The sequence below is a fragment of the Paraflavitalea devenefica genome, from assembly GCF_011759375.1.
GTDB classification, from domain to species: domain Bacteria; phylum Bacteroidota; class Bacteroidia; order Chitinophagales; family Chitinophagaceae; genus Paraflavitalea; species Paraflavitalea devenefica.
Map to the genome: position 1 here is coordinate 267,552 of NZ_JAARML010000007.1, position 25,421 is coordinate 292,972.

General features: G+C 46.5%; 23 protein-coding genes. 13 read left to right on the forward strand and 10 right to left on the reverse strand.

The features are described from left to right. Nucleotides 1-107: 107 nt before the first annotated feature. The 3 genes from HB364_RS29955 to HB364_RS29965 form a co-directional block, all read right to left on the reverse strand. Nucleotides 108-1,382 carry a FecR family protein gene (locus HB364_RS29955; protein WP_167292119.1) on the reverse strand — a complete coding sequence of 425 codons (1,275 nt, stop codon included), beginning with the start codon at nucleotides 1,380-1,382 and terminating at the stop codon, nucleotides 108-110. Between the two features lie 54 nt (nucleotides 1,383-1,436). Further along, the gene (locus HB364_RS29960) at nucleotides 1,437-2,033 is read right to left on the reverse strand and encodes an RNA polymerase sigma factor (RefSeq protein WP_167292120.1); all 597 of its coding nucleotides are present in this window, start codon (nucleotides 2,031-2,033) and stop codon (nucleotides 1,437-1,439) included. A gap of 183 nt (nucleotides 2,034-2,216) precedes the next feature. Further along, nucleotides 2,217-2,606 carry a DUF1801 domain-containing protein gene (locus HB364_RS29965; RefSeq protein ID WP_167292121.1) on the reverse strand — a complete coding sequence of 130 codons (390 nt, stop codon included), beginning with the start codon at nucleotides 2,604-2,606 and terminating at the stop codon, nucleotides 2,217-2,219. Between the two features lie 159 nt (nucleotides 2,607-2,765). Between HB364_RS29965 and HB364_RS29970 the strand changes: the two genes are divergently transcribed. Beyond that, the gene (locus HB364_RS29970; protein WP_167292122.1) at nucleotides 2,766-3,224 is read left to right on the forward strand and encodes a hypothetical protein; all 459 of its coding nucleotides are present in this window, start codon (nucleotides 2,766-2,768) and stop codon (nucleotides 3,222-3,224) included. An 18-nt stretch (nucleotides 3,225-3,242) separates the two neighbouring features. Here the strand turns inward: HB364_RS29970 and HB364_RS29975 are convergent, their stop codons facing one another. Beyond that, entirely contained in the window at nucleotides 3,243-4,343 is a 1,101-nt protein-coding gene (locus HB364_RS29975) for a Gfo/Idh/MocA family protein (RefSeq protein WP_167292123.1), read from the reverse strand. 247 nt (nucleotides 4,344-4,590) lie between these two features. Between HB364_RS29975 and HB364_RS29980 the strand changes: the two genes are divergently transcribed. Beyond that, the gene (locus tag HB364_RS29980; RefSeq protein ID WP_167292124.1) at nucleotides 4,591-5,001 is read left to right on the forward strand and encodes a hypothetical protein; all 411 of its coding nucleotides are present in this window, start codon (nucleotides 4,591-4,593) and stop codon (nucleotides 4,999-5,001) included. A 1-nt stretch (nucleotide 5,002) separates the two neighbouring features. On the opposite strand, the gene HB364_RS29985 is transcribed toward HB364_RS29980, so the two are convergent. From HB364_RS29985 to HB364_RS30000, 4 genes are all read right to left on the reverse strand, one after another. Continuing rightward, nucleotides 5,003-5,326, reverse strand: a complete 324-nt coding sequence (locus HB364_RS29985) for a hypothetical protein (RefSeq protein ID WP_167292125.1) — start codon at nucleotides 5,324-5,326, stop codon at nucleotides 5,003-5,005. Nucleotides 5,327-5,681: 355 nt separating this feature from the next. Continuing rightward, nucleotides 5,682-7,346 (reverse strand): serine hydrolase, encoded by a 1,665-nt coding sequence (locus tag HB364_RS29990; protein ID WP_167292126.1) that lies wholly within the window; start codon nucleotides 7,344-7,346, stop codon nucleotides 5,682-5,684. Nucleotides 7,347-7,365: 19 nt separating this feature from the next. Then, nucleotides 7,366-8,613 carry a DUF4153 domain-containing protein gene (locus tag HB364_RS29995; protein ID WP_167292127.1) on the reverse strand — a complete coding sequence of 416 codons (1,248 nt, stop codon included), beginning with the start codon at nucleotides 8,611-8,613 and terminating at the stop codon, nucleotides 7,366-7,368. 355 nt (nucleotides 8,614-8,968) lie between these two features. Then, complete coding sequence (locus tag HB364_RS30000; protein WP_167292128.1) at nucleotides 8,969-11,104, reverse strand: type IA DNA topoisomerase; 2,136 nt, start codon at nucleotides 11,102-11,104, stop codon at nucleotides 8,969-8,971. Between the two features lie 325 nt (nucleotides 11,105-11,429). Between HB364_RS30000 and HB364_RS30005 the strand changes: the two genes are divergently transcribed. After that, nucleotides 11,430-12,650, forward strand: coding sequence for an MFS transporter (locus HB364_RS30005; protein WP_167292129.1), 1,221 nt, complete (start codon nucleotides 11,430-11,432; stop codon nucleotides 12,648-12,650). Nucleotides 12,651-12,659: 9 nt separating this feature from the next. Here HB364_RS30005 and HB364_RS30010 read toward each other — a convergent pair whose 3' ends face one another. Then, nucleotides 12,660-14,333, reverse strand: a complete 1,674-nt coding sequence (locus HB364_RS30010) for a hypothetical protein (RefSeq protein ID WP_167292130.1) — start codon at nucleotides 14,331-14,333, stop codon at nucleotides 12,660-12,662. An 8-nt stretch (nucleotides 14,334-14,341) separates the two neighbouring features. Continuing rightward, entirely contained in the window at nucleotides 14,342-15,442 is a 1,101-nt protein-coding gene (locus HB364_RS30015; RefSeq protein ID WP_167292131.1) for a hypothetical protein, read from the reverse strand. Nucleotides 15,443-16,043: 601 nt separating this feature from the next. Between HB364_RS30015 and HB364_RS30020 the strand changes: the two genes are divergently transcribed. The 10 genes from HB364_RS30020 (at nucleotide 16,044) to HB364_RS30060 (ending at nucleotide 25,372) form a co-directional block, all read left to right on the forward strand. Continuing rightward, nucleotides 16,044-17,261 (forward strand): hypothetical protein, encoded by a 1,218-nt coding sequence (locus HB364_RS30020; protein ID WP_167292132.1) that lies wholly within the window; start codon nucleotides 16,044-16,046, stop codon nucleotides 17,259-17,261. Between the two features lie 146 nt (nucleotides 17,262-17,407). Further along, nucleotides 17,408-17,626: a helix-turn-helix domain-containing protein gene (locus tag HB364_RS33695; protein WP_167292133.1), complete on the forward strand. Its 219-nt coding sequence runs from the start codon at nucleotides 17,408-17,410 to the stop codon at nucleotides 17,624-17,626. After that, on the forward strand, nucleotides 17,623-17,958 hold the full coding sequence (locus HB364_RS30030; protein ID WP_167292134.1) for a HipA N-terminal domain-containing protein: 336 nt from the start codon (nucleotides 17,623-17,625) through the stop codon (nucleotides 17,956-17,958). The genes HB364_RS33695 and HB364_RS30030 overlap by 4 nt, the downstream gene beginning before the upstream one ends. Beyond that, nucleotides 17,939-18,952, forward strand: a complete 1,014-nt coding sequence (locus HB364_RS30035) for a type II toxin-antitoxin system HipA family toxin (RefSeq protein WP_167292135.1) — start codon at nucleotides 17,939-17,941, stop codon at nucleotides 18,950-18,952. Before HB364_RS30030 ends, HB364_RS30035 begins: the two co-directional genes overlap by 20 nt. After that, nucleotides 18,909-19,670 carry a hypothetical protein gene (locus HB364_RS30040; RefSeq protein WP_167292136.1) on the forward strand — a complete coding sequence of 254 codons (762 nt, stop codon included), beginning with the start codon at nucleotides 18,909-18,911 and terminating at the stop codon, nucleotides 19,668-19,670. Before HB364_RS30035 ends, HB364_RS30040 begins: the two co-directional genes overlap by 44 nt. Before the next feature lie 363 nt (nucleotides 19,671-20,033). Continuing rightward, entirely contained in the window at nucleotides 20,034-20,156 is a 123-nt protein-coding gene (locus HB364_RS33450; RefSeq protein WP_262889850.1) for a hypothetical protein, read from the forward strand. A 62-nt stretch (nucleotides 20,157-20,218) separates the two neighbouring features. Continuing rightward, complete coding sequence (locus HB364_RS30045) at nucleotides 20,219-21,199, forward strand: ligand-binding sensor domain-containing protein (protein WP_167292137.1); 981 nt, start codon at nucleotides 20,219-20,221, stop codon at nucleotides 21,197-21,199. 327 nt (nucleotides 21,200-21,526) lie between these two features. Continuing rightward, a complete protein-coding gene (locus HB364_RS30050; RefSeq protein ID WP_167292138.1) occupies nucleotides 21,527-22,363 on the forward strand; it encodes an AraC family transcriptional regulator in 837 nt (278 codons plus the stop codon). A gap of 113 nt (nucleotides 22,364-22,476) precedes the next feature. Continuing rightward, nucleotides 22,477-24,138 carry a DUF4932 domain-containing protein gene (locus tag HB364_RS30055; RefSeq protein WP_167292139.1) on the forward strand — a complete coding sequence of 554 codons (1,662 nt, stop codon included), beginning with the start codon at nucleotides 22,477-22,479 and terminating at the stop codon, nucleotides 24,136-24,138. A gap of 121 nt (nucleotides 24,139-24,259) precedes the next feature. Further along, nucleotides 24,260-25,372 (forward strand): Fic family protein, encoded by a 1,113-nt coding sequence (locus HB364_RS30060; protein WP_208420146.1) that lies wholly within the window; start codon nucleotides 24,260-24,262, stop codon nucleotides 25,370-25,372. Nucleotides 25,373-25,421: the final 49 nt, after the last annotated feature.

The window sequence follows — 25,421 nt, forward strand, 5'->3', positions numbered from 1 at the left end:
GTTTTGGTTGTTTAAAAAATGCCTCGACAGCGTTTGATTACCATCAAAACTTTACCGGAAGTGGTTCCAACACCTCCGGTTTTTATTTGATAGCCTATTCATAGTAATTAAGGTTGTACAACTAATCGCCGGCCTTCCAGGCGGAAGTGAACGCCCGTTTTTTCAAGAAATGTCAGCACATCGTTTAATGGCGTGTTTTTCCCTATCTCACCGATAAAATAAGTATCTGGAATTCCTTTTTCGTATACCACTTCAATATCGTACCAGCGCGTCAACTGGCGCATCACCTGTTCCAGGCTCGCGTCTTCAAAATTGAACAAACCATTCTTCCACGCCATGACTTTGGCAATGTCGGCTGTCTGAACCTCGATTGGCGAAGATTCATTGGATTTTGAGGATATGAATGGCATAGAAGCTTGCTGTCCGGGTTTTAAAAATACAGAAGTCTGAGGTCTGAAGTCTGAAGTCTGACTTCCGACTTCCGGCTTCTGACTTCCGGTTTCCACTCTCACGCTTCCTTCCAGCAGCGTCGTTGTAATAGCAGGCTCATCAGAATAGGCATTGATATTAAAGTGTGTACCTAAAACCTCTACGGTTGCTCCGCCCGGTAAACCAACAATAAAAGGCAGTTTCTTTCTCCCTGTAGGGGTTAGGGGCGCCACTTCAAAATAAGCCTCTCCCGTAATATCAACCCGGCGTTCACCACCGGTAAACAGCGTCGGATAGCGGAGCGAGCTCGCTGCATTCAACCAAACTCTTGTTCCATCAGGAAGTACCATACTAAATTGCCGGCCCTTGGGTGTGCTCATCGTATTGTAAACAATGGCTTCAGAAGATGCAGCCGTTGGCTGGTAAGTAAGCCGGCCATCCTGCAATACAACCCGGGCGCCGTTTTGAGACGAGACGATCCCATCTGCCAAACTATCTAAAACCACCTTTGTACCATCCGCCAGGGTTAATACAGCGCCATTTTTCCCCGGCTCCACCTTATTAACAGTTGCCACCGGTGCGTCATGATGGGGCAGTTGGTCCCTGACTGCATTCCACCTGTAAATGCCAATGCCACCCAATATAATGAGGACAGCCGCAGCATACCTGAGCCAGGTTCTGTTGAACACACGCACCCGGCGTACAGGAACAACAGGCGCTTCACCGGCGACCATTTTTCCATCATCCACACTCATCACCTTCCTGATCAGGTGGTCATAATTCCTGTGCCGAAAGGCTGGAAGGGTTTCATGTTCAGCCAGTTCGCCGGCGATAGCCTCTTTCACCGCTTCTTCATGGGTTTCCATATAACCCAACAACAGTTCCTGTTCCTCAGCAGTCAGGGAACTATTGGTGTATTTACGTACAAGTTTTTTGATATCGGGATTCTCCATACTTACTATGAAAACCGGGGAGGGCAAAAGGACTATTCGTGGGTAAAAAAAAATCTACCAGCGCATAAACAGTAAGGCCAGCATCCAAAAACCCCGGTCTTCCAGAAAATCCCGGATATTCTTTTGCGCTTCTGCCAGCGTGTTTTTTACCGTACTGAGCGAAATACCTAATTGTTCAGCTACCACTGCAGGCTTCATACCTTCTTCCCTGACCAGTCTCCAGATCCGGCGACGTTTTTCAGGGAGCGCAGCAATGGCCTCGGCAATATTCTTCTTCAGTTCGTTATATGCCACATCATCGCCGGCATACCACTCGTTCGACCGGCTTACCTCCAGCATAGCCTTTTGCTCGGTATTCTTTCTTTTGAGGAAATTGAAGGCTTCATTGGCAGCTACCCGGTGAATCCAGGCAGTGGGATGATGCACATTGATTAATTGATCACGATACACCCACACCCGGATGAACGTGTTTTGCACCAACTCTTCGGCAACGGTTTCAGAACCGGTAATCCCCGTAAGGTAGGAATGAAGGCGGGGAGCAAACTGATAGAACAGGAAGGAAAAGGCAGCTTCATCACCCGTGGCAATACGTTGCAGCACTTCTTTCACATTGTATGGTTGCGATCCGGCCAACTTTTTCTTTAGAGTCATTAATGGTCAACAATTTAGGATAAAAGTTCGCTGGACAAGCAGTGATGATAATGAGCAGGGAAAAACCAAATTTATTACATTTGAAACAAATAGCACGGATAAAAGTGTGAAGTGTCGTCATCCTGACTGACAACATTTGTAGCAAGACTTATGCTGCATGAATAGCATGGAACGGTTGGCTATTTATTTAAGCCTTTCCAATACACCCTTCCTTTTGACGATATTCTTATAATCCCATTGTATCTTTTCTGATTTCTCCAGCCAGCGTTGCAGGTCTTTGGTATTGACCTGGTCTGCAGCCGTGTAACGGGCTTCTGCCGCTTTGAAACTACCTTCCTTTTCTAAGCCGGGCTCATCAAACGATTGGCCGCTCCAGAAAAGCAGGCGAACGCTGCCCTTTAACTTACTATAGCCAACAACCGGGTTGCCATCCAGGAACCACACCGGGTGCCGGTGCCAGATCTTATTTTCAGCCTTCGGCAAATGGCGGTTTATTTCTTTGGCCAGTAAATTACAAATGGCCTTATCCTCGTCTGCCTGGGCGTTATTATAGGCCTGCACTTCCTTGTTCATAGATTATTTTTTTTGATCTGGTAAATTAAGAAACTTCTTACAACACTTAGATTATTATGAAATTGCCCCAAAGGAAAGCTAGTGTGGCTATTGCATAGGGTTGACAGTTCTGTAAAATTTAATGATATTTTTTGTAGATTTACTCATATCATTAGCCATATGAACAGAATAAACCTTATCGCAGCCGTCATCATAAGCTGCCTATTTATTTTCTCCTGTCGCAAGGATAACGCAACACGGGAAACCGAAAACCTGGAAGATTCATTAACCTTGTTACAAGGAAAGTGGAAAGTGCTTAAAGACTCCCTCACGAATACCGGCAATTATTACTTTATGGACAACGGTACGGCTCATTATCCTACGCCCGGTGTATATTGGGGTACAGCCGATGACTATTGGGACTTTTTAGCCAGTGGGGCATTGTCTGTCCATGAGAACCAACAACATTACAATTCACAATATGAATTACGCGCCGATAACCAATTGATAGTACAAGGCCTGGAGGTGCATGGCACCGGGAAAGTAGTAACCCTTACCGCTACTGCAGCCACTTTCGATTGGAGCAATAGCAGCCCCAACGGTGGAAAATATTATAGACGGCTATATTTGAAAAAGTAACAGGCCCCGATTGCGCTACTATAAGTTGACGCGTTGTCCGCTGCCGGCACAACGGTAGATGGCTTCCACGACCCGGATATCGCGCAGGCCTTCTTCGCCGGGCACCTGCATGGGTTTCCCCTGTATAATCGCCATGGCGTCATCATCCATTTGCTTAGCCTGCTGCCAGGGTACCTGGTAAGGATGATGGATCTCTCCCAACGGACTACTGCCTCTTTGCCCATTATAGGCAGAATAAGGGTTCATCTTGATGGCTCCCTTCTCGCAGGTGATATCGAGGAAATTGATATTTTCACCAAAGCTGGTTTTAATATCCGCTATTACACCGCCGGGAAACTCCAGCGTAGCCACTGTGGTTTCATCCAGGCCGTTCTTGTATATTTCAGGGCGCGTAGTAGAGGTGGTAGCCGACACGATCGCAACAGGTTCCATACCTGTTCCAAGCCGCGCTCCCTGGATGGAATAAACCCCCATATCATACAATACGCCGCCGCCCATTTCCTTCTTCTGCTTCCAGTGGTCTGTACGGTTATCGCGATAGCCGGCTGCGCAGTTTACCCGTTTTACCTTGCCCAATGATTGTTGCTGCACAATGCGGCGCCATTCCTGCGTATTGGGTTCATGCTGTAAACGGTAACCAATGGCCAGTGACCGCTTGTTCTTACGGCAGGCATCAATCATTTCCCGGCATTCCTTCTCAGTCATGGCCATAGGCTTTTCGCACCACACATGTTTACCTGCATTCGCTGCCCTGATCACATATTCCTTATGCATGGAAGGGGGCAATACAACGTACACTACATCAATATCCGGGTTATTGGCAATACTATCAAACTGCTGGTAGTTGTAAATATTCTTATCAGGAATATTGTACTTCTTCTTCCAGGTTTCGGCCTTGGAAGGAGTGCCTGTTACAATACCCGCCAGGTAGCAATGTTTGGTTTGCTGTAAGGCTGGCGCCAGCAGGTCGGTACTGTAATAACCCAGGCCAACGAGGGCGATGCCCAGGCGGTCTTTTTTCGGGCGGGGACTGGCAAATAAGGAACCGGGAGACAAAAGGATAATACTACTTCCGGCGGCAATCTTTTTGAGTGCGTCTCTGCGTGATTGTGAAGACATGGCAAATGGTTTTAAATGGTGAACAATCAACGGGGAGCGGTCCTGAATAGTAAATTTAACGTATTTTCATGGCCGGGCCAGCAGGGTATGCTGTACAAAAGTCATATTATAAATAAGTAATTATCACTAAAAAAACTACCGGAAAGGCCATATATAAGCCCATTATTTGATAAATCTCTATACCAGTCTCTTCCAAAAAGACGTTTAAAGAAGCCTAATATCCGTAAACCCTAAAAACTGAAACCCGGTGAAACATTTCGAGTACATTTACTTCAATCTTTACAATTATTATCACCAACGCAACCAGGACCTCACTACCCTATCGGCACGCCTGTTAACCATGTATACGGTTGCCCTGTCTACCGGCGGGTGGGTACTGCTGGCCCAGGCTATCTTTCTCCGGCTGGTACGGCACGCATGGTTTGCTTCCCAGTCTATGGCCATGTCATTTGCCATACTGGTCTATGTATTCACGGCATTGATCTTTTACCGCATTTTCATCACGAACAATTACGATGAAAAGATCTACAACAAATACGAAGCGGCCTGGACCAACAATCCAAACAAGGAAAGGGAGCTGTTATTCTCCATTTTTGTGGCCGTCGCCCCGTATCTGTTATTGTTATCGCTAAAAATAGTGATGCCGGTCAGCCATTAAACTAATCTTCTATTTTAACCCGTATAGGTGTATTGGAGGCGGAGTAGCCACTCACCTTTTCAATATTTACGGGGATTACGCTCCTGTCTGAAATGGGGAGTTTCGACTCAAACAGGCTGGAGCCATTGATCTCATCAATATTAACATCGATCGTTTGTCCCTTAACGAGTTTCACGTTGAGCGAACCGTCGGGATTTACAGGAACTGAAACAAAGCGTTGATTGGTTTCCTTGGCATGTGCTGCAGGAATAATGCCGGTAACGGCGCAAGTGATCAAAACAAGGCAAACAGCAATGACGGTCAGTACGGCGTTGAGATACTTCATAAAAAGGTTTTTAAGTGGTTATCCTTCAAATATCGTAATTCCAGGAAAAGAGTTATGTTAAAACAGGCCCCTCTGACATAGGGGCCTGTTTTTTTAACAACGTATATATCTTTCGGTTATCTGTCGAACACAAATACAAAAAAGCCCCGGCTGTTACACCGGGGCTCCACTAATCAAATACCATTAACCATTAAACCTTATCCTGCACCAAAGATACAGTGAACATTCAAAAAGACATAGAACCGGCAAATACAGTTCAAGAGAATAAGGGAAATCAACTATTACTTTTAAGGAGAAGTAATGACTACAAATCTTAATCAGGCAAAGCTGTGTCTTTGGCCTTTGGGAAAAGGACTTACTGGTTATTCAATCGTGTGAATGATATGTTTCGAAGTACTGGGTTGCTGTATGATAAAGCCACTACCTTTCCGGCCTTGTTCCGGACAAACCGCACCGTCATCCTTTCTGCCTGAAAGGCATCGGGATCTACCGGACGGAAGGGTAAAGTTTTGTCCGGTGAATGTTCGAGGCGTATGACCAGGCCCTTTTCCTGGGACTCAATCTGGAAAACCGCCCCGATCTCCTTGCTTTCATACCGGCCTGCAAAAGCCTTCAGGTCACCCGGGGCAGGCGTATAAGGCCAGGCCCGGCGATACCGGGTGATTTGGCCTTCCATGGACTTTAATTCGAACTGGTCCTGTGACAGGAATTGCAGTTCAAACTCATCGCCCGACATAAACATCAAAAGGCCAGTTGGATTCCGGAAACGGTCCTTCGCCACGGTGACCAGCGCAGAAGCGCCGGCAATACCCAGCCTGCCATTATTCACTATCAGACGCAATGGCTCACCGGTACGCTCGTTGAAAAACAATCCAGCTTTACTATTCAGGTCTGTAGCCGCCGCGCCGGCACTGTCTGTAATCATGACCGGCGCTTTTGATTCAGCAGTTTGGGTAGCTGTGGCAGGCACCAGCAGGTCAAAAATACGGCGTACGAACGCTCCCCTGTCCCCGGTCTCGCCTGCATTACACAGTATGGCGATAGAAAAGCCCTGCTCCGGAATACGTGTCAATATAGATCTGTACCCGGCCGAGCCGCCGGTATGCATGATCACTTTGCCGCCGCGGCTGGTGTTCAGGTACAGGCCGCGGGCATAACGCACCTGCCTGCCGTTATTCAACCTGGCCGGTTCCTGGAGCTTTCCGGTCACAAACGTGCCGAAATGATTGCCCGTTAGCGCCTCGTTCCAGATCAGGAGGTCGCTGGCCGTACTGAACAGGGCGCCACCGCCGCCGCGATCATTGTCGAGCTTTATATCCAGCTTCCACTCGCCATTCTCTTTATCATAAGCAAGCACACGGTGCTTAACTATCTCCCGCAAATCATGTTGATACACGGTCGCCTTCATCCCAAGCGGCTCGAACAGGCGCTTGCGCGCAAAATCCCCAAACGACATGCCGCTTATGCGGGCAACGATCTCTTTCAGCAGCACATAACCGCTGTTTGAATAAGACCATTCTTCGCCGGGCCTGAAATTGAGGCCGCGCTGGCGCAATACCAATGTCAGGGCATCCACATCTGCGGCTGCCAGCGGCGTGATGCCCGTCCAGTCACGCAGCCCGGAAGTATGGGTGAGCAGATGATCTATCGTGATTGTCTGTCCATAATCAGGTAACTCCGGAATATATTTATGCACGTCATCTGAAAGCGAAAGACGTTTCTCTTCCACAAGGAGAAGGATAGCCGCGGCAACAAACTGCTTCGTCAGCGATGCCGCATCGAATACCGAGTTGGGGGTCAGTGGAACCTCGCGTTCCAGGTCGGCCATGCCGTAAGCACGGTTCAACACTACCTTTCCGTGCTGTGAAACAGCGCATACACACCCGGGTGTAGCCGGCGTGGCCCAACTGAAGAGCTTGTCAATCTCGCTCGTTTTATCTTGCGTGTAAGCGGTCGTGCCGGTAAGCAAGGCAATGACCACAGGCGATCCTGCAAGGACCCTGGCAAAGTTTATTTTCATGGCTATACTTTTCTGTTATTTATTTAAACTCAAACAGGAAAGGGAATAAGAAGGTTACGATAATGGCCCATACGCAGTAAACGGGCAGGAACCAGGAAATCACTTTTCCAACACCGGTAATGTCTGTCTTCTTTGAAACTACTCTGAACAGTTGCACAGTTACCAACAAAAGGTTGATTAAGATTAAAGCATTGCTCCCCAGCACTGCAGCCCTATTGGGCGTAAAGCCCCAGGCAGAGATCCGGAACAGGATGGCCGACAGTGCAATGCCGTTAACAACGATGGTGACAACTGAGAGCAGTAAAAGTATCCAGGTTTCCGCCAGGTTTTGACCTTTCCGGGAAGCTTCCGCCACGGAAAAGAAAATAATGGCCATAACGCCAATCAACAGCCCATTAAAGATCAGCAGGAACTCCCGGTCGTTATAAGGATCTTTACCCGAATAAATAATGGCGATGAGATAAATCACCAGCATCACCAATACCAGCGGACTGAATATCCTGGCAATGACCGGTGAAACCTTGCCCACCAGTTGTGGATTGGTCTGGATGAGGTAGGTGCCCAGGATGGGGGCAGCAGGAAGTCCGACAAGTACCACATATTCGAAATAGAACTTTTCAATCTTAAACCCGATCAGATCAAAGAGACCAATGGTAACACCCGTCAGGATGCCGCCTGCTATCAGGATCAGCGTTGTCATCACGATCAGGTCGCCATTATAACTTAAATAACCAAGCCGCTTTTCTACATCATTGCGTTGCTCGCCCACAAAAGCAAAACCCAGTACTGCCCACAGCAATATGGGCAAATGAATGCATGATAAAATCAGTGAGTCGCCCCTCCCGGTATCATCAGGAAAGAAATTGATAAACAATAAGCCAACGAGGGTGGCGCCGGTTATAAAGACAATCTTACCGGCAGATAACTGGTTCTTCCAGGCAAAGTATGCCGACAGCATCGGGAAAACAATAAAACCGGCATTCCTCATATAGAAGAACTCTTCATCTATAGATAAAATGACCGGCAGCTTGGCGATCAGCCCTGCCAGGAGAGCAGTAATAATCACAAATACCAGGTCTTTGGCAGTACCCCAGGATATCTCTTCTTTGGCAAAATTCAGCCGTGCATTCCAAAAGCTGGCGAAGGTGCTGTCCTTAAGCTCCGGGTACAACACATTAAATGACCGCTTAAAACCTGATTTATCTTCCCTGTACAGTCTTTCCAACTGTGCAGGATTATCAAGGTTGGATAATATTTGATCTCTCATAACCATTATAATAAATTGATTAATACTTGTTTTGTTAGACCGTAAGCAATACCGGCTGACTCTCTCCTAAAAGAGCTTTGCATTTCAAAGTGGAGGGACAAAAAAAATTGACATTCCGTCAAAGCCAATCCAGACACAAAAGCCCCCCAGTAAGGTATAAATAGCCGCCCTGCCTGCTGTCAACCTCTCCTCTTGTTCATCCTATAATGCTGCCTTTCCTTCACCCTAAAAGTACTTTGCATTTCAAAGTTAATACATAAATACCAGCTTTGCAAGCATCAGCCCGATAAATTATATGCGGTAATTATCTTATTTTATTGGTGTAAGGGTATTTCTGTAGCTATAAATACGCGGATCACGGCTCTATTTCCAGCTCAAAAGCGGTAGTCAGTTTCAGCTTGCCTTCGGTCTCACTTGCTGCTCCTGTAAGTTTCCATCCCTTCATCTTACCGGTTTTCCCTTTGGTGAGCAGGTCGGCGATCTGTTTGTCAGACAGCTTCTTGCCAAAGACTTCAAACGGCACTTTAAAACCACAGACTTTGAAATTGGCGCATCCGTAAGCCGTATTGCCTTTCTTCAGCAGATGCGCTTTGCATTTAGGGCATTGCAGCTCTTCTATCACGATTGTCTTTTTCGGCTCCCTGGGCTTGGGTTCTCTTTTAGGCTTTTCTTCGGGCTCTTTCTCTTGCTTCGCCGGTTGATCAGGTGCAACAGCTATCACTTTATAAGTAGCGGTCTTTACTTCTGTAGTAAGGTCTACAACCATCTGGATCAGTTCCTGTTTGAACGTATCCATGGCATATTCTCCTTTTTCAATGAGGCGTAACTTACGTTCCCAGATACCTGTCAGTTCAGGGCTTTTCAGTAATTCCGTCTGGATCGTATCGATCAGGTCGATGCCGGTTTGGGTAGCATAAATATTCTTCTTGCGTTTCTCTATATACTTCCGGCGGAAGAGGGTCTCAATAATATTCGCGCGGGTAGAGGGACGGCCAATACCATTATCTTTCAGCAGTTCTCGCATTTCCTCATCTTCCACCTGCTTGCCGGCTGTTTCCATCGCCCGTAACAAGGTCGCTTCAGTGAAAGCCTTGGGCGGTGTGGTTTTCCCCTGGTGTATCCTGGGCGTATGCGGGCCGCTCTCCCCTGCCACGAATACCGGCAGGACCTTTTCTTCTTCCTCGCCCTCTTTTTTAGGAGTTACATCATTGGCGTATACTTCCTTCCAGCCGGGCTCCAGGATCTGTTTTCCGGTGACTTTAAAAGGCACCTGCCCTACCTTGCCCAGCACCGTAGTATTGGATATCTTACACTCCGGGTAAAAAGCCGCGATGAAACGCCTGGCTACCAGATCATAAATACGCTTCTCCTCTTGTGGCAGGTTGGATGGATACACGCCTGTGGGAATAATGGCATGGTGATCGGAAACCTTCTTGTCATCGAACACCGTCTTCAACTTGGGAATAGGATTGGCAAGAATGGGGGCTGTCAGCGCAGCATAGGGCGTAAGGTCCTGCATGATGCCCTCAATTTTGGGATGCAGGTCTTCTGAGAGATAAGTAGTATCTACCCTGGGGTAGGTGACCAGCTTTTTTTCATACAGGTTCTGGATATATTTCAGTGTGTCATCCGCAGAATAGGCATACTTCTTATTGGCTTCCACCTGTAATGCCGTGAGGTCAAACAGGCGGGGATTGCCCTCCTTCCCTTCCTTTTTTTCAAAGGAGGTGATCTCAAAAGGATGTTCCTGCAGGTAGGCCAATCCTTTTTGCGCCCTGTCCAATACCTTGATGCGGTCAATGGTAGCGGTGAATTCCGTTTCCCGGTATACTGTTTTCAATTCCCAGTACTCTTCCGACTGAAAGGCATTGATCTCTTTCTGCCGGGCTACGATCATAGCTAAGGTGGGAGTCTGTACCCTGCCTATAGACAGCACCGTTTTGCCTTGGGCGAATTTCTTGGTGAATAACCGGGTGGCATTCATGCCCAGCAGCCAATCGCCAATAGCCCGGGCGCTGCCGGCGGCATAGAGGTTGTCGTATTGCGCAGCATCCTTCAATTTCCGGAAGCCCTCGCGGATAGCTTCTTCAGTAAGGGAAGATATCCATAGTCTTTTAACGGGCGCCGTGCATTGCGCTTTGAGCAATACCCAACGCTGGATCAACTCCCCTTCCTGGCCGGCATCCCCGCAATTGATGACTTCCTCGCATTGCTGCACCAGTTGTTCTATAACTTTGAATTGCTTTTGTACCCCATCGTTGTTGATGAGTTTGATGCCAAAACTGGGAGGGATCATGGGCAGGTCTTCCAGTCGCCAAAACTTCCATTGGTCTGTATAGTCATGCGGTTCCTTCAGGGTACAGAAATGCCCAAAGGTCCAGGTAACCTGGTACCCGTTGCCTTCGAGGTATCCGTCCTTGCGTTCTTTGGCGCCGATAATCTGTGCAATATCCCTGGCCACGCTTGGCTTCTCTGCAATGCAAACCTTCATAATCGTTCAAAGAGCGCAAAGGTCGTACTTTTTTCGGGAGGATGAATATACAGGGTGATGCCTGGTCCAGTAAATGCAGCGCTTGTCATTCTATCAATTTGTTAAAAAATCCGGGAGCCTTTAAAACATATCGATACATTTCGATGTTTCTATGTAAGTTTGCAGTAAATATGCGCAGAGCTGGTCTTCTGCAACGCTGCCAACGCATCCTGTTACCAACGATTCCATTGCCTTTTTGACAAATGCAAAACGATAGTCCCTGCTTTTAAAGCACATTATCGGGGTGCTTTATTGGGTTAATCGAAACATTCAGCTATTCGTATTTATGAAAAGATCAATCTACATCATGGCGCTGGGCGCCTTCGGGATCATTACTACTGAATTTGGCGTAATCGGTATACTGCCTGCAATAGCCAGGGAATTCAATATTTCCATTGATACGGCGGGATGGCTGTTGAGTGGCTTTGCGCTTACCATTGCTTTGACTGGCCCCTTCACCACCCTGCTGACTGCAAAGATCAATCGTAAAGTGATCATGTGCCTGGTGTTGGCCATTTTTGTATTGTCGAACCTGCTTTCCGCATTATCGTCCAGCTTTGCCATGCTGATGATCGCCCGCATTTTACCGGCTTTCCTGCACCCCGTATTCTGGGCCGTGGCCACGGTGGCTGCCTCCAAACAGGTGGAACCCAAAGATGCGCCCAAAGCAGTATCTGTAGTGCTGGGCGGATTAAGCATCGCCACCGTGCTGGGTGTGCCGATTACCACGTATGTGGCTGATCTTTTTAACTGGCAGGCATCCTTCCTGTTGTCTGGCGTTATTAACCTGATCGCATTTGCTGCATTGGCCTTCTTTGTTCCATCCATGCCTGTTACAGAAAAAACATCCACCCAAAACCAACTGGCCATATTACGTAAAGGGCAACTATGGGTAAACCTGGTGGCTACCCTTATCATGATTGCCGGTATGTTTGCCACCTATGGCTACCTGGCAGAATATTTAGGGAAGATCTCGCACATGAGTGGCGGTCAGATCAGCCTGATGCTTTTATTGTTTGGCGGAACAGGCATTGTTGGGAACTGGCTTACGGGTATTGCACTGAGTAAAAATGTATTGCTTACTACCAGGGTGTTCCTGCTTTCGCTGATACTTATTCACCTGGCAGCTTATACATTTGGTGGTTTGTTTATTCCCATGGCCATCATCATCTCTGTGTGGGGCTTTATTCACACCGGCGGTTTCCTGATCGGGCAAACACGTTCTACTTCAGAAGCGCCGGAAGCACCTGAACTGGCAGCCAGCCTGATGGTTTCTTTCGGGAATGCGGGTGTAACCCTGGGCACCCTGCTGGGAGGTTTTATCATTACTGCTTTCGGTGTTCAGGAAGTGGTCTGGACAAGCTCGCTCCTGCTTTTGATCACTTTCGGGCTCACCTTTGTTACCGTTGGCAGAAAAAAGACGGTTGCTGAAGCTCAACAGGATGCAGTTGAAACAAACAGCGAGGAAGCTGAAATTGAGGAGACTGAGCAGGCGGTGGTGGGATGATGATATGCTTTACTGCGTATTATTTTTCTCCCATACCGGTGCAGTAAAAGTTACTCCAAACTTCTTTCCATGTTCTCTGCTGTTGCACGGATAAGGTGCAACCTGGTTATTCGAACTTTGTAATCCCATCACTGATGTAAATACGATGGCAGGGTACGGCGATTTTTGGACCGTGTTGTCATGAACATTGATCTGTCCAAAGGCCCCGGCTGCGGGAACCTGTGCTAACCCATTTGCGCAAAATACGGAAAGCACGCCGGGAGGCATGCCCTGGTTGTTTTTTTCAAACATGCATTCAAAAAAAAGATTGTTCTTAATCTCCAAATGATGTCCAAAACCACCACCCATCCAATGAATCTCGGGCGCCACTAAAAGACCGTTCATGGCTGTTCCGGTAATTTCATTGTTTTGTACAATGCCATTACCGCTTTTGATCAGGATACCGCGCGAACGGTTATACCCTACCTTGTTATTGCGAATGATAAACCCTTTCCCTATATGGTTTTCATTATAAATAATGTCGCCAATCCCCATGCCAGGCAAGGAATCTACTACTATACGCGCTCCTTTCGTATAACTTGTTTTAAACAAAAGGTCGGGATACATGGCTACTATTGCCTGCTGCTCCGCTGCAGAAGGAACATAGGATACAACGGATTGCACCGTCATCTTGCCGCTCTTAACACCGGCATACAGCACCTGCTGCAACGTATCGCCGGCATAAAAAATGGGGTTCGCCTCCCTGCTTAAAACATAAATACTGTTTGTGGCGCTGTCAATTTTGCATACGGGGAATGAGCGTCCGCATACAATAATACAATCATCGCCGTTGTGTTTTATCTCACAATTTTCTACCAGGGGACCAATGCTGGCATAACTGCTATGAATACCGTCTGCATTTCCCGAACGCAACCGGGCCGGTATACCTGGCGCCGTAGGGCCTCTCCCTACTTTGCAACGATTGTAATGCGTACCACTGCAATCCCTTTCAAAAAAAGAAAAGCTGTTCGACCCGTATATGGAAACATCCTGCACCGTTGCATTTACGCACTTCTCAAGCTGAAAAGCATGGGCAGCAGGATTAGGTTTGGCAGATACAACATCAAGCACCACCAGATCACCCACTTTTTCATAGGCCACCCAGGCGGCGCTTTTTGTTAACTTAAACCTCCTGGGGCCAATTTTCTCAAACGCAGCATAATGCCCTTCGCTGGTGGTAATACTGTTTCTTTTTAATTGCCGGGTAGCCGGATCATAAAACTGCACACGGCTATTCCTTACATTGTCTACAGGATATCCCTGGTCAATCTCCACCTCATACCACAAATTGCTCACGCTATCTTTGGCAACAATAGTTCCTTGTGTAAAGCACAGTGGATCATAGTCAATAGAAAAATTGGATATAGTGATATTTGTACAGTTATAAAACCTGAATGCCAACTCCTGGGAATTGCAAATGATAGAGGAGCCATTCCCATTGATGGTTACATTATTCTTGTTAATAAATTGATAGGCGCCATTAGTCAGGTTATCGAGCAGGTATTTTCCAGGTGGAATTTCGATAACGGAATTACCTATTTGCGCATCGAGGATTGGTTTTAACGCTGGTAATTGTTGGGCTGGTGCAGCAATTGCACATACAATAAAAGAACAAACAACAAGTAGCCTATACGGGAGCGTCATATATTTCATTATTTTACCGGGTTAAGAGAAGCCTTTTCTTTTTTTGAAGCATATACCGGAGTAATTGCTTCGGGAGCCATTACGATTGACCTGAAAACATTATTATCATTTGGCTTGACAATTACTGTGGGTGTAAGTGAGGAAAAATCATTGTTATAACCTGTACTATCTGTAAGTGTTACTATTTCTCCTCCTGCGTAAGTACTGTTATCATTTCTTCTTATTGCATAAAGCAGCACATGTCCGTTTGTTGTCAGTTTTCCTGTAACAGCCCGGTATTTATCCGATGCAATACCAATGGCGCCATTGCTGACCCATGTACCGCCCGACAAAGAATATTTTCTCAATAAATTATCATGTGCCATATAAAGTACGTCCGAACCACTGTTGGCATTAACCATAAAGAATTGATACGGGCTGCCTGTAATTGGAAGGCCAGGAAGATTAACCATCGTTTGCCCTGCTATGGTAGGAAGTCCCGTACCAACTTTGGTTACCCTGAAAGCTCCCGAAGTAGAGGAAGCATATAATTGCCCATTCAATACAACCAATGAGCGTGCTGTGGCATTAGTTATTTGGGTATGGGTGGTGCTGCCCAAAGTGGTATATATAATGCCGCCCGATCCGCCACTTACCCAAATAGCAGAATCATTGATGACGGCTGCCCGAACAGCCGCGGCGTTAAAAGCACTGAGTACAGTAGTTGTATTCACCTGGCCATGCTGATCAATGATGGCAACAACTCTTTTTACGGAAGCGCTTGGCGTAGAAGATACGGAAGCTGTCCCCGGGTCGGCATCGTATCCGGCGAGCGCCAGTTTACTCCCGTCTTGCGATAAGCTAATATATCCTTCCGTGTAATCACTGGTGGAAATGGGTAACGTTAGTCTTTTATTATTCCCTGAGACAGATACTGGCATAGGAATACTTCGTACCAGGTCACCGCAAGGATTGTATTCATCCAAAAAAACGGGCCTGGCTTCTCCTGCAGTCAGTGAGTCAGCACCTGAACCTATCCTTACTACCACAAAATTTCCGGGAACAAATGTTTGAGAGAAGCAGTTGGGAATAAGAAATACGAAGAATATAAGGGGTATACTTCTTTTCATATGGCATCGCTTTAGGATAGCAAGTATCACAAAAAGCAATTTGCCAATAATGAAGAAGCCACGATATTTTTTTATGGGAATGTTCCCACCTTGAGGGAATGTTCCCATGTTAGGTTTTCTGCGGAGTGGCTATGTTTTTCCAGGAGTTTTTTGGGGTTTAGTCTGTTTTTGGGTAAATTGTAAGAACACTGATTTATCCGTTTATGATATGACCAGGCGTATTACTTTTAACATCCTCGTTTCGATCAAACCCTTACCCGGACAGGGTTTGCCAATTCAAAACAATACAAACCCGCGTCCCGCCTGCATTTGACCCTTGTTGTCTTACTTCTCCTTTACTACTCCTTTACTGCTGGTTTACTTTTCCTTTGCCTTTACCCGGAGATTACTATCAGATTGCCCGGGGAGTACCGGAGGACTGCCCCCAGGCAGGTGGTTTGATGGCCATTCAGTGCCTCAGAGTGCGGCAACCTGGGCAGGTAGGTCAAATAAGACAGACAAAAACGGACATTTGTTTCACTTTCGTGCAAAAAGACCGTTTTGGAACATGGGTGATTTGGAAACCGTTATGAGCAGTTGTAAATTAGAGAAAAACACATGTATGGCTAAAGTTATATCTCCTTTTAAGCTCAGCGGGTCACTCGGTGGCCTTACCTATTTCGAGAATGAGTATGGCCCCCAGGTGAAGGAAAAAGGCGGCCCTACGAAATGGCAGGTAAAACACCTGGACAGTATGGCCAATACCCGCCGCAATGCGGCCGAGTGGAAGCGGGCCACGGCGGCCTCCAAGCTCACACGGCTGGCCCTGGGCAACCTGCGGCATTCGGTAAAGAATATAAAACTCAGTGGCCGTATGATTGGCCGGTTGCTGGCGGTCCTCAAGTCTGACCGGATCCATGACCGGGGCGAGCGGGTGGTTGCCTCCGGCGATCTGTCGCTGTTAGCCGGCTTTGAGTTCAACTATAAACTGTCGCTGGACGACGCCCTGCCCTTGAATATAGCCAATTGCATGGCTGTTCAGCCAGGCAAGGTAGCGGTGAATATCCCGGCATTCCGGCTGCGCAAGAAAAAAGCGTTACCAGCGGATGCCACGCATTACCGGCTGGTATCGTGTATACTGACGATCGATTTCGAAAAACGGACCTTCCGGCAAGACAAACAGGAAGGGGCATTGCAAGCGATGGGCCGGCAGTCGGGCAGTGCATTTTGCATTGAACAGGTAGTGCAACCCGACAATGAACAAGGTTGCTTCTGGCTGATGGGGATCGAGTTTTATAAAATGGTGAATGAGCAACCAGTATTAGTAAAAGGTGGCGCCTTGCGGGTGATGGAGTGGATTGGGCAGGCACATACTGATAAGCCTGTTAATGTAGTTGAGGATGTTGCAGACAAGGTGTTAACCGAAGTGTATGCCGGGAAAGTCGAGCCTGTTGAGCCTGTGATGGAGGAGGTTGGTGCAACTACCATAGAAGTGGTTGCAGCTCCTTTTGTGGAGGAGATTGGTACAGCGTACAGGGAAGCCATGGAGGAGGTTTTAGCTGCATGCCTGGAGAGAACAGGATTTGCTGAAGCGGATGCTACTATTACAGCGGTTGAGCAGTCAGCTCAGTTTCCGGAACCGAACGTGTTGGAAGTTGAAGCTACAGCAGCAGCGCCTGTTGAATTTACTATGGACGAAGTGGATGCAACGTTGGCCGGTAGTGAAGAGGAATTTGAGAAATCCTTACGGGTGTTGCTACCAGTGAAGGATTATCAGCGGCGGGAAGGACCAGCTAGAGACATACTAACGGACAGCACACAACCGGGAAGTCTGTTGTGAGAAGCGCAGTAAACTTCGCTTTTTAGTAAATTCCAGTCGCCTTCCGGTTAAAAACGATCAAAAGCAAACTATACTTCGCTTTTCACTACTAATATCGTCTTTTTTTCCTAATTTACACTCAAAAGCGAAGTATAATGCGGGACTTAATGGAAAATCTAGGTATCAGAATCCAAAAGCGAAGGGTTTTATTGGGACTCTTGCAACCCGAACTTGCGGCCATATCTGGTATCAGCACCCGGACGATTCAGCTTATAGAAAGGGGGCAGGGTAATCCCTCCCTGGAGACACTGATCAAATTGATCGATCCGCTCGGATTAAAAATAGAACTTGTTCTAAAGGACCCAACCCCAAGAATTGAGGCATGAGAGCAGCACAGGTATTATACAATGGGCAACTGGCAGGTATTTTGTCTAAATCAGGCGGAGTTTATCGTTTTGCCTATGACAAAAACTATCTATCCCAAGCTGGCAGCAGGCCAGTAAGCCTAACCCTCCCCCTGCGTGAAGCACCGTATGAAAGTGATGTGCTTTTCCCTGCGTTTGTAAACAGATTGAGTGAAGGCTCCAATAAAGCCATACAGACGAGGCTACTCAAAATTGATGAAAACGATTATTTTAGTTTATTACTGGCTACAGGCGGCAATGACAGCATTGGACCGCTGACAATAAAAGAGATCCATGAGCCTACCGGAAATTAAATACTGCCCCTCTACCCTCGAGCCAGGCTTTAGTACTTATAGCCCTAAGGCACAGAAAAATCTGTTTGGCAGCCGCAGCAAAAAAGTATCCCCTATCCTGCGTTTCGATCCCCCGGGCAAAAACAGCGCATTGACCCGCGAGTATAATGAAAAAAGAACGCGGATCAGCATAAGTGGCGTACAGGAAAAATACAGCCTGAAGCTGGAAAAAAACGATCTGTCACTTACAGATGCAGGAGGAACCCATATATTAAAACCTGTTCCCGCCGAAAGACTGGACAGAGTAACCGATCTGCCGGCAAATGAACATGTGAGCATGCAAATCGCTCAACAGGTATTTGGTATCAAGACCGCTGCCTGTGGCATGATCTTTTTTGACGAAGGCTCACCGGCCTATATTACCCGACGCTTCGACTACAAGCCGGGAGGCCTGGGCAAATACCAGGTAGAAGACTTCGCTACGCTGCAGGCAAAGACACCAGAGAAAGGAGGTCATGATTTTAAGTATAATGCCTCCTACCTGGATATTGCCATACAGATCCGGCAACATGTAGCGGCAGCGCCGGTGGCACTGATCGAATTTTTCCGGCTACTGGTATTCAACTACCTAATTGCCAATGGAGACGCGCATCTCAAGAACTTCTCCTTAATGGAAACAGAGCAAGGAGATTATGTGCTTTCACCCGCCTACGACCTCCTCTGCACAGCCCTGCACATCGATGACGCCAGACTGGCACTACATGATGGTCTGTACAAAGGTGATTTTGAAGAAAAGTCCTACCAGACCTTCGGCACTTACACCCGCGCGTCATTCATAGTATTTGCGCAAAACGCAGGTATCAATACAGATCTTGCTGGCAAAATCGTGGACGACATACTCGCGGGAACCCTAAAAGCTATGGAGATGATAGAACGTAGTTTTCTCAGTGAGGAGGCAAAAAGAAAGTATATTGAAATACTGGGAGAGCGTCATCGAAGCCTGCGGCTTAAGTAATGCCCAAAATGCTAACTGGCAAGCAAATATTGAAACCTGGATAAATGTTTCTTCTTTAACTACTGCTAAATGCGTTTTTAATATTATGAAAAATACGCTTATACTCCTACTCCTATTTTGTAGCAACATCACTTTTGCACAAACCTATTTTGAAGGCGAGATCCAATATAAAAACGAAACAATAAAAAAGGACTCTTCGTTCGATCTCACAAAGATTATCTCCTGGCCTTCGAAGAAGTCGGTCTTTTATTTTAAAAATGGGGATTGGATTCAAAAGCCAGACACTGGTATGGTAGAATACCAGTACTTCAATCACAGGGCAAATCAGCAATTTTACAAGATACGAGATTTGGATACAGTGTTATTTTACCGATATAACGATCTTACTCCTGAGCAAGACTCCGTTCGATCCACCAATACCTTCTACAATACAGACACTTTGTTGGGTAAAGTCTGTAATAGATTTGTTTTACAAACTGCCAGTACGAGGTTTACATTCGTCTATAGCCCCGACATAAATATAAATCCGCAATGGTTTAAAGCTACAAAGGGTGGTTATTATGACATTATTTACAGAACAATGAAAGCGCTTTACCTGAAGGTTATTATCGAAACAGACCTCTATATATCGATAGTAACCGCGGATAAGATACAAAGGCGACCGATCCCGGATGAGACTTTCCCGGTAATAGAAAAGTTAGCCAAGAGGGAATTGTAATATTTTCACCAGGTCACAACGCTACAAGATTCCCGCACGAAAAATGCTCTGGCAAAACCGGGGCATAATATATTGAAGAAGATACTCCTTACGCCGTCGGCTGCGTAAACGACCACCCGCCTATTACCAGTTCCTGAACGGCGCCGTTTCGTTTGGCTCCGTCCAGTTTGGTGAAGATGCCTTTATCCCGCACGTCTCAGGGAGCAGCAACCTTTTTTGCAGTCAGTGATGATCTTAAGCAACGGGTTTCTAAGGTCCAGGGTACTTTTACAATAATTTACAAAGTTTACATTTTAATTTACAATCCTGACCCTTCAAGCTGAAAGGATCAAAGTAGTTTCGCTGTATCAAGCTTAATAGGATATGAAAAATAAAGGAACCGTTTTGAATAGCCTGCTCATTATGCTGGCAGGACTAATTCACTCTCCTGCACAGGCTCCGCAGAAACATGGCGCTAAGGATGTCGTTTACCAGCTCGATGTCTAAAAAAGTAATGCAGCAGATAGGTCTGGCAGTGTTTCTGTTCCCGATTATTAAATAAAAAAATTATGAAATACGCACTCATCTATACTTTGTTCTTAATGTCCGTTTTTCACACTTCCTGTGGACAAAACCAAACAGAAGAAAAAAAAATTATTATCAACTCCGAAAACAAAGGTGTAATTACATCCCACGGACCTAAATGGGTAACTCGTAAAATCATACAAGATAGAAAGGGCAACATTTGGATTGCTGCATTTGATGGTATTTTTCGATATGATGGAAAATCGTTTACTAATATCACCAGTAAAGTGACTTCGGCACGCTTCTTTTCTGTTTTAGAGGATAGAAAAGGAAATTTTTGGTTCGTTTCTGTTGGTTCAGGTGTTTATTATTACGATGGGCAATCCTTTCGAAATTTTACGGCAAAGGACGGGCTTTCCAATGATGTGGTCTTTAGTCTTTATGAAGATAAAACTGGTAATATTTGGTTCGGCACCGGAGGCGGGGCAAGCTGTTATGATGGGAAATCTTTCAGAAATTTTACTACGAGAGATGTTAATTGTATTTTTCAAGACAAAAAGGGGAAATTCTGGTTTGGCGGGGCTAACCTCAGCGTTTTTGATGGAAAAACATTTACCACTCTCACCAATAAAGACGGCAAAGCTTTTAAGAGCGTTTGGTCTATAATCGAAGATAAAAAAGGTAATATTTTGTTCGGTGACGATGATGGCCTTTGGCGCTACGACGGCAGTACCTTTACCAATTTTACGAAGAGGGGTGCTTTATCTATGATTGAAGACAAAAAGGGAAACGTCTGGACTGTTTCTGGATTACCTGGTAGCAGAAGTTGGGTACTTTCCCGTTATGATGCAAAGTCCTTGTCCAATGAAAAGCCCACTGTAACTAACGTAAAGTTAAGAGAAGACGCTTTTTTTACGGTTTTTGAAGCTTATGATGGTAGTATTTGGGTGGGCACTGGGGAGGGAGTGTATCGTTATGATGGAAAGACCTTTACAGACTTTAAAAGTAAAGAGGGTCAGAAATAACGTGTATAGCCGACAATTTTAAGATGGAATTATTCTTCAGGCAGTACATTTTTCAACATCGACTAGTGGCCGACATTTTTACTCGGTGGACTTTTAATCACTAATACATAATTTACTACATCGAGCCTGAAGGTCTTCGCGGTCTTCAGGCTTTTTTTATTCCTACATTTTTTCGTTTTACACTACTTCACATTTTTTTCTGTTCAAATATTTGTTTTTGACTTAGAATACGCTCCTTGGGAATCCTACGATCTTTCCCTATATTACAGGAGTAAAAAGAATCTAAAAACAGCTGCATGCTGGCAGGTTGACATCAACAAGGCTCCCATGAACATTTCCATCAAGTACCCGGCCGTCAAAGCACTACAGGAACTGGGCCTGTACTATATATTTTCTACACAAAAAGCTTCCGAAAACTTCCACTACCAATCATTACCCGCCACCAATCTCTGCTTATCTGTTTATAAGGCCAACACGATCTCAACGCAGCTCTCCCGCACCGAAAATCATTGCTTCATACAGGCCGGCAGCAAAGTGCATAGCCGGCTCTGGGGTTTTCACAAGAAGCCGTTTGATGTGGTCGTTGAGGGCGAAATGGACCAGGTATCGGTGATCATCCAGGCCGGTGGGCTCCGGCGTTTTACCCGCATACCCTATGCGGAACTGATGCCCGAAACCGATGTAATGGGGATACTGTTCGGACGTTTGGGCAGCGAGCTCACAGCCAGGCTTTTTTCCACGGACCGGCTGGCCGACCGCGTTCAATTATTGGACCAGTTTCTTTTGAACGCCCTGCAGGATAGCAATGGGCAGCACCCCATAGATCGTTTTTTGTTGCACCTCGGTGCGCAAAGCCCCTACTCCCGTGTAGTGTCGTTGGCCGCAACGGAAAACAAAGACACGTCAACGCTGTACCGGCATTTTAAACAGTATGTAGGCCAGTCACCCAAAGAATACCTGAAGGTGGTCAGGTTCCGGAAAGCGCTGCGCGCGTTGCAGCAAAAAAACTATCTAAGCCTTACCCACCTGGCGCACGATCTGGGCTATTACGATCAATCTCATTTTATCAGGGATTTTACGCTATTCGCCGATTACAACCCGGGCCTGATCCCTAAGATCGCCACCGTCATCCAGGAAGAATTGATCCTGATCCCCCGCGGGTAAAAATGCATGATTTTTACAATTCCTGCCCCTATCAATAGGTTACATTTGCGCCCGGTGTTCGGTTGACCGTACTCCCGGTGCCGGCACTTTTACCTATTCAAAAAAAGTTTAGCATGAATTACTTCAGGAAGCTGATGCCCATGATATGTTGTTTGGCTTTTTCCTTACAGGCATTTTCGAACCCAGGTCCGCGGGAACGATTCAAATCATTCAGGCTCGAGTATGGCGGCGTTGCCTTTAGTGTCGATCCGCGTATTGAGTTGTACCAGGCCGTAGTCCTTGCCTCGGGCATGCCGCTTACCAATTATGTGGATATAGACTATAAGGTGAAGGTCGATCAGGAGATGTCCAAATACAAAGCCCATCCCCTGTTCAGTTTTTCGCAACGCCAGCTTAAAACCGGCAACCTCTTCAATACGATCGACGGGCCCATCTGGTTCATATTACATCTCACGAATAATTTTGACTGGCGAACCGACCTTACTTATGAGCGGCGCAATGATACTAAGATCGATTCCTTTCGCTTGTTGTTAAAGCAATTTGTCGAAGAGACGGGCTATATCCGTTTTTTCAACAGCAATGAAGCGTTTTATACTATCTGCCTCAACAACCTGCAATTTAACCTGGAGGATTTCAAAGAAAAGGAACGGGTGCTCAACTATTATGGGGTAAAGCAACAAGAGCAGGTGCAATTCAACCTGATCCTGAATTTCTTTGGATGGGGCAATTTCGGTCCCAGGCTGCGTACTTCCAAAGGAAGGGAATTGTATGCAGTGATCGCACCACAGAAGAGTTACATACGTATACCTACCTTCGACCATGCCAGGCTGTACAACCTCATCTGGCACGAGTTTGGGCATTCCTTTGCCAATCCGGCTGCGGAGAAGCAGCCTTATGCCGACCAGTTGCAGGCCCTGTCGCATTTGCATGAACCGATAAAAGAATCGATGCGTGCACAAGCGTATGCAGAATGGAGTGCTGTAGTAAAAGAGCATTTAACGGAGGCCGTAGCTTGCCGGCTTGCTGCACAAAAGTTTGGCGAAGCCTTTGCCGAGCAGAATTATGTCAGGATCGACAAGGGACGAAAGTGGATCTATTTGTATCCCATGCTGGAGGCCTTGAAGGAATACGAAGCGAACCGGGCCACCTATCCTACCCTGGAAGATTTTATGCCACGTATCGTGGAATGCCTCCGGAAAGTGACGCCCGCCGATATCGCCCAGTGGCTGGCAGCGGTAGAAGCCATCCGTAAGCCTGATGTCGGCAAGATGCCGCAGATTGGCGACATATTCAGTAAGGACAGCGTATTGATCATTCTTTCTTCCCATGAAAGCGATACGGCCGCAGACGCCCGGCTCAAAACATTTATAAAAGGCTTCATCGGAAGGATCCCTGAACTGTCCAGGGGTACCACGATTACTGACGCCGAAGCAAAAAATTATGATCTGAGCCTGTACCATCTTTTTGTAGTGGGTACACCTTCCGGCAATGCTGTTATGGAAAAGGTATTACCGCAATTACCCGTTCAGCTCAGCGAACAGGGTGTCATCGGCGAAAAAATGTATGCCGGTAAGGGCTATGCCCTCCTCGCCGGCTGGGTGAACCCCTGGAACACCCAAAAGGTGATGACGGTGATAACGGCTTTGCACCCCGATGACCTGCTGAATTTCAACCGCGCGCCCTTTGGTGGATCGAACTATCATATCCTCAAAAATCTCATCACCTACAAAACAGGCGACTATAAACGGAGTGGGCTGATCTGGATGTGTGAGTAGCTGATGACAATACGTTTTGAATGGGAGGCAGCTTCTGTTGATGCGCCCATGAGCCGAATAATCACCATAATCGGCTCATTTTTTCACTATATTTGAGCCGAATAATCGTTATAATCGGCTCATGATACGCTATAATTGGCAACAAAAAGACTGGCCTAACTTTTCCTACAGCCTCGAAGCAGTTGAGGATGAACTCTTTATATTTTCTGAAAAAACAGGCCATATCACGGGTATACTAAAGGCTTTGCCAGAAGAAATGCAGCTGGAGGCCATTATTGACATGATGGTAACAGAAGCAATCAAAACTTCAGAAATAGAAGGCGAATACCTGAGCCGCAAAGATGTTCTTTCTTCTATCAGAAAAAACTTGGGCCTGGTGAGCAGCTCTGAATATATCAAGGATAGAAAAGCCGCAGGGATTGGAGAGCTTATGATTGATGTGCGTAATACCTATCAGGAAGAACTCACGCAAGAAAAGTTATTCGCCTGGCACAAGATGCTATTGCCTGTGAGTGAAGGAATGGAAGTAGGCACATGGCGTACGCACGAAGAACCCATGCAAGTTATTTCCGGGGCAATGGGTAAGCAAAAAGTCCATTACGAAGCGCCGCCTTCGGCACGCGTGCCAAAAGAAATGGAACAATTTATCACCTGGTTCAATGAAACCGCACCGGGTGGCAGGAAAGAAATCAAAAAAGCACCTGTACGTTCAGCTATTGCACATTTGTATTTTGAAACTATTCACCCGTTTGAAGATGGCAATGGCCGTATTGGCCGGGCCATTGCGGAGAAGGCTTTATCACAAGGTATAGGTCGCCCGGTCCTTCTCAGCTTGTCCCGCACAATAGAGGCAAACAAAAAGGCTTATTACGATGCCCTTCAGGAAGCGCAAGGGTCTAATGAGATCACAGCATGGATACATTACTTTATAAAGACCACACTGGATGCGCAGACAGAGGCAGAAGAACAAATTGATTTTACGCTAAGAAAAGTGAAGTTTTTTGATCGCTTCAGGAACCGGCTTAATAACCGGCAGTTTACGGTCACTAAAAGGATGCTGGAAGAAGGGCCAAAAGGCTTTGAAGGCGGTATGAATGCCAGTAAATACGGGTCTATTGCAAAAGTCTCCAAAGCAACAGCTACAAGGGATTTGCAAGAGCTTCTTGAAATAGGCGCTTTTGTACTGTTTGGAGAAAGCGGAGGCCGCAGTACCAAATACAAGGTCAATCTTTAATGGTAATAGTTACATTTTGCCGGCATATACCGCCAATACTTCGAGCAAC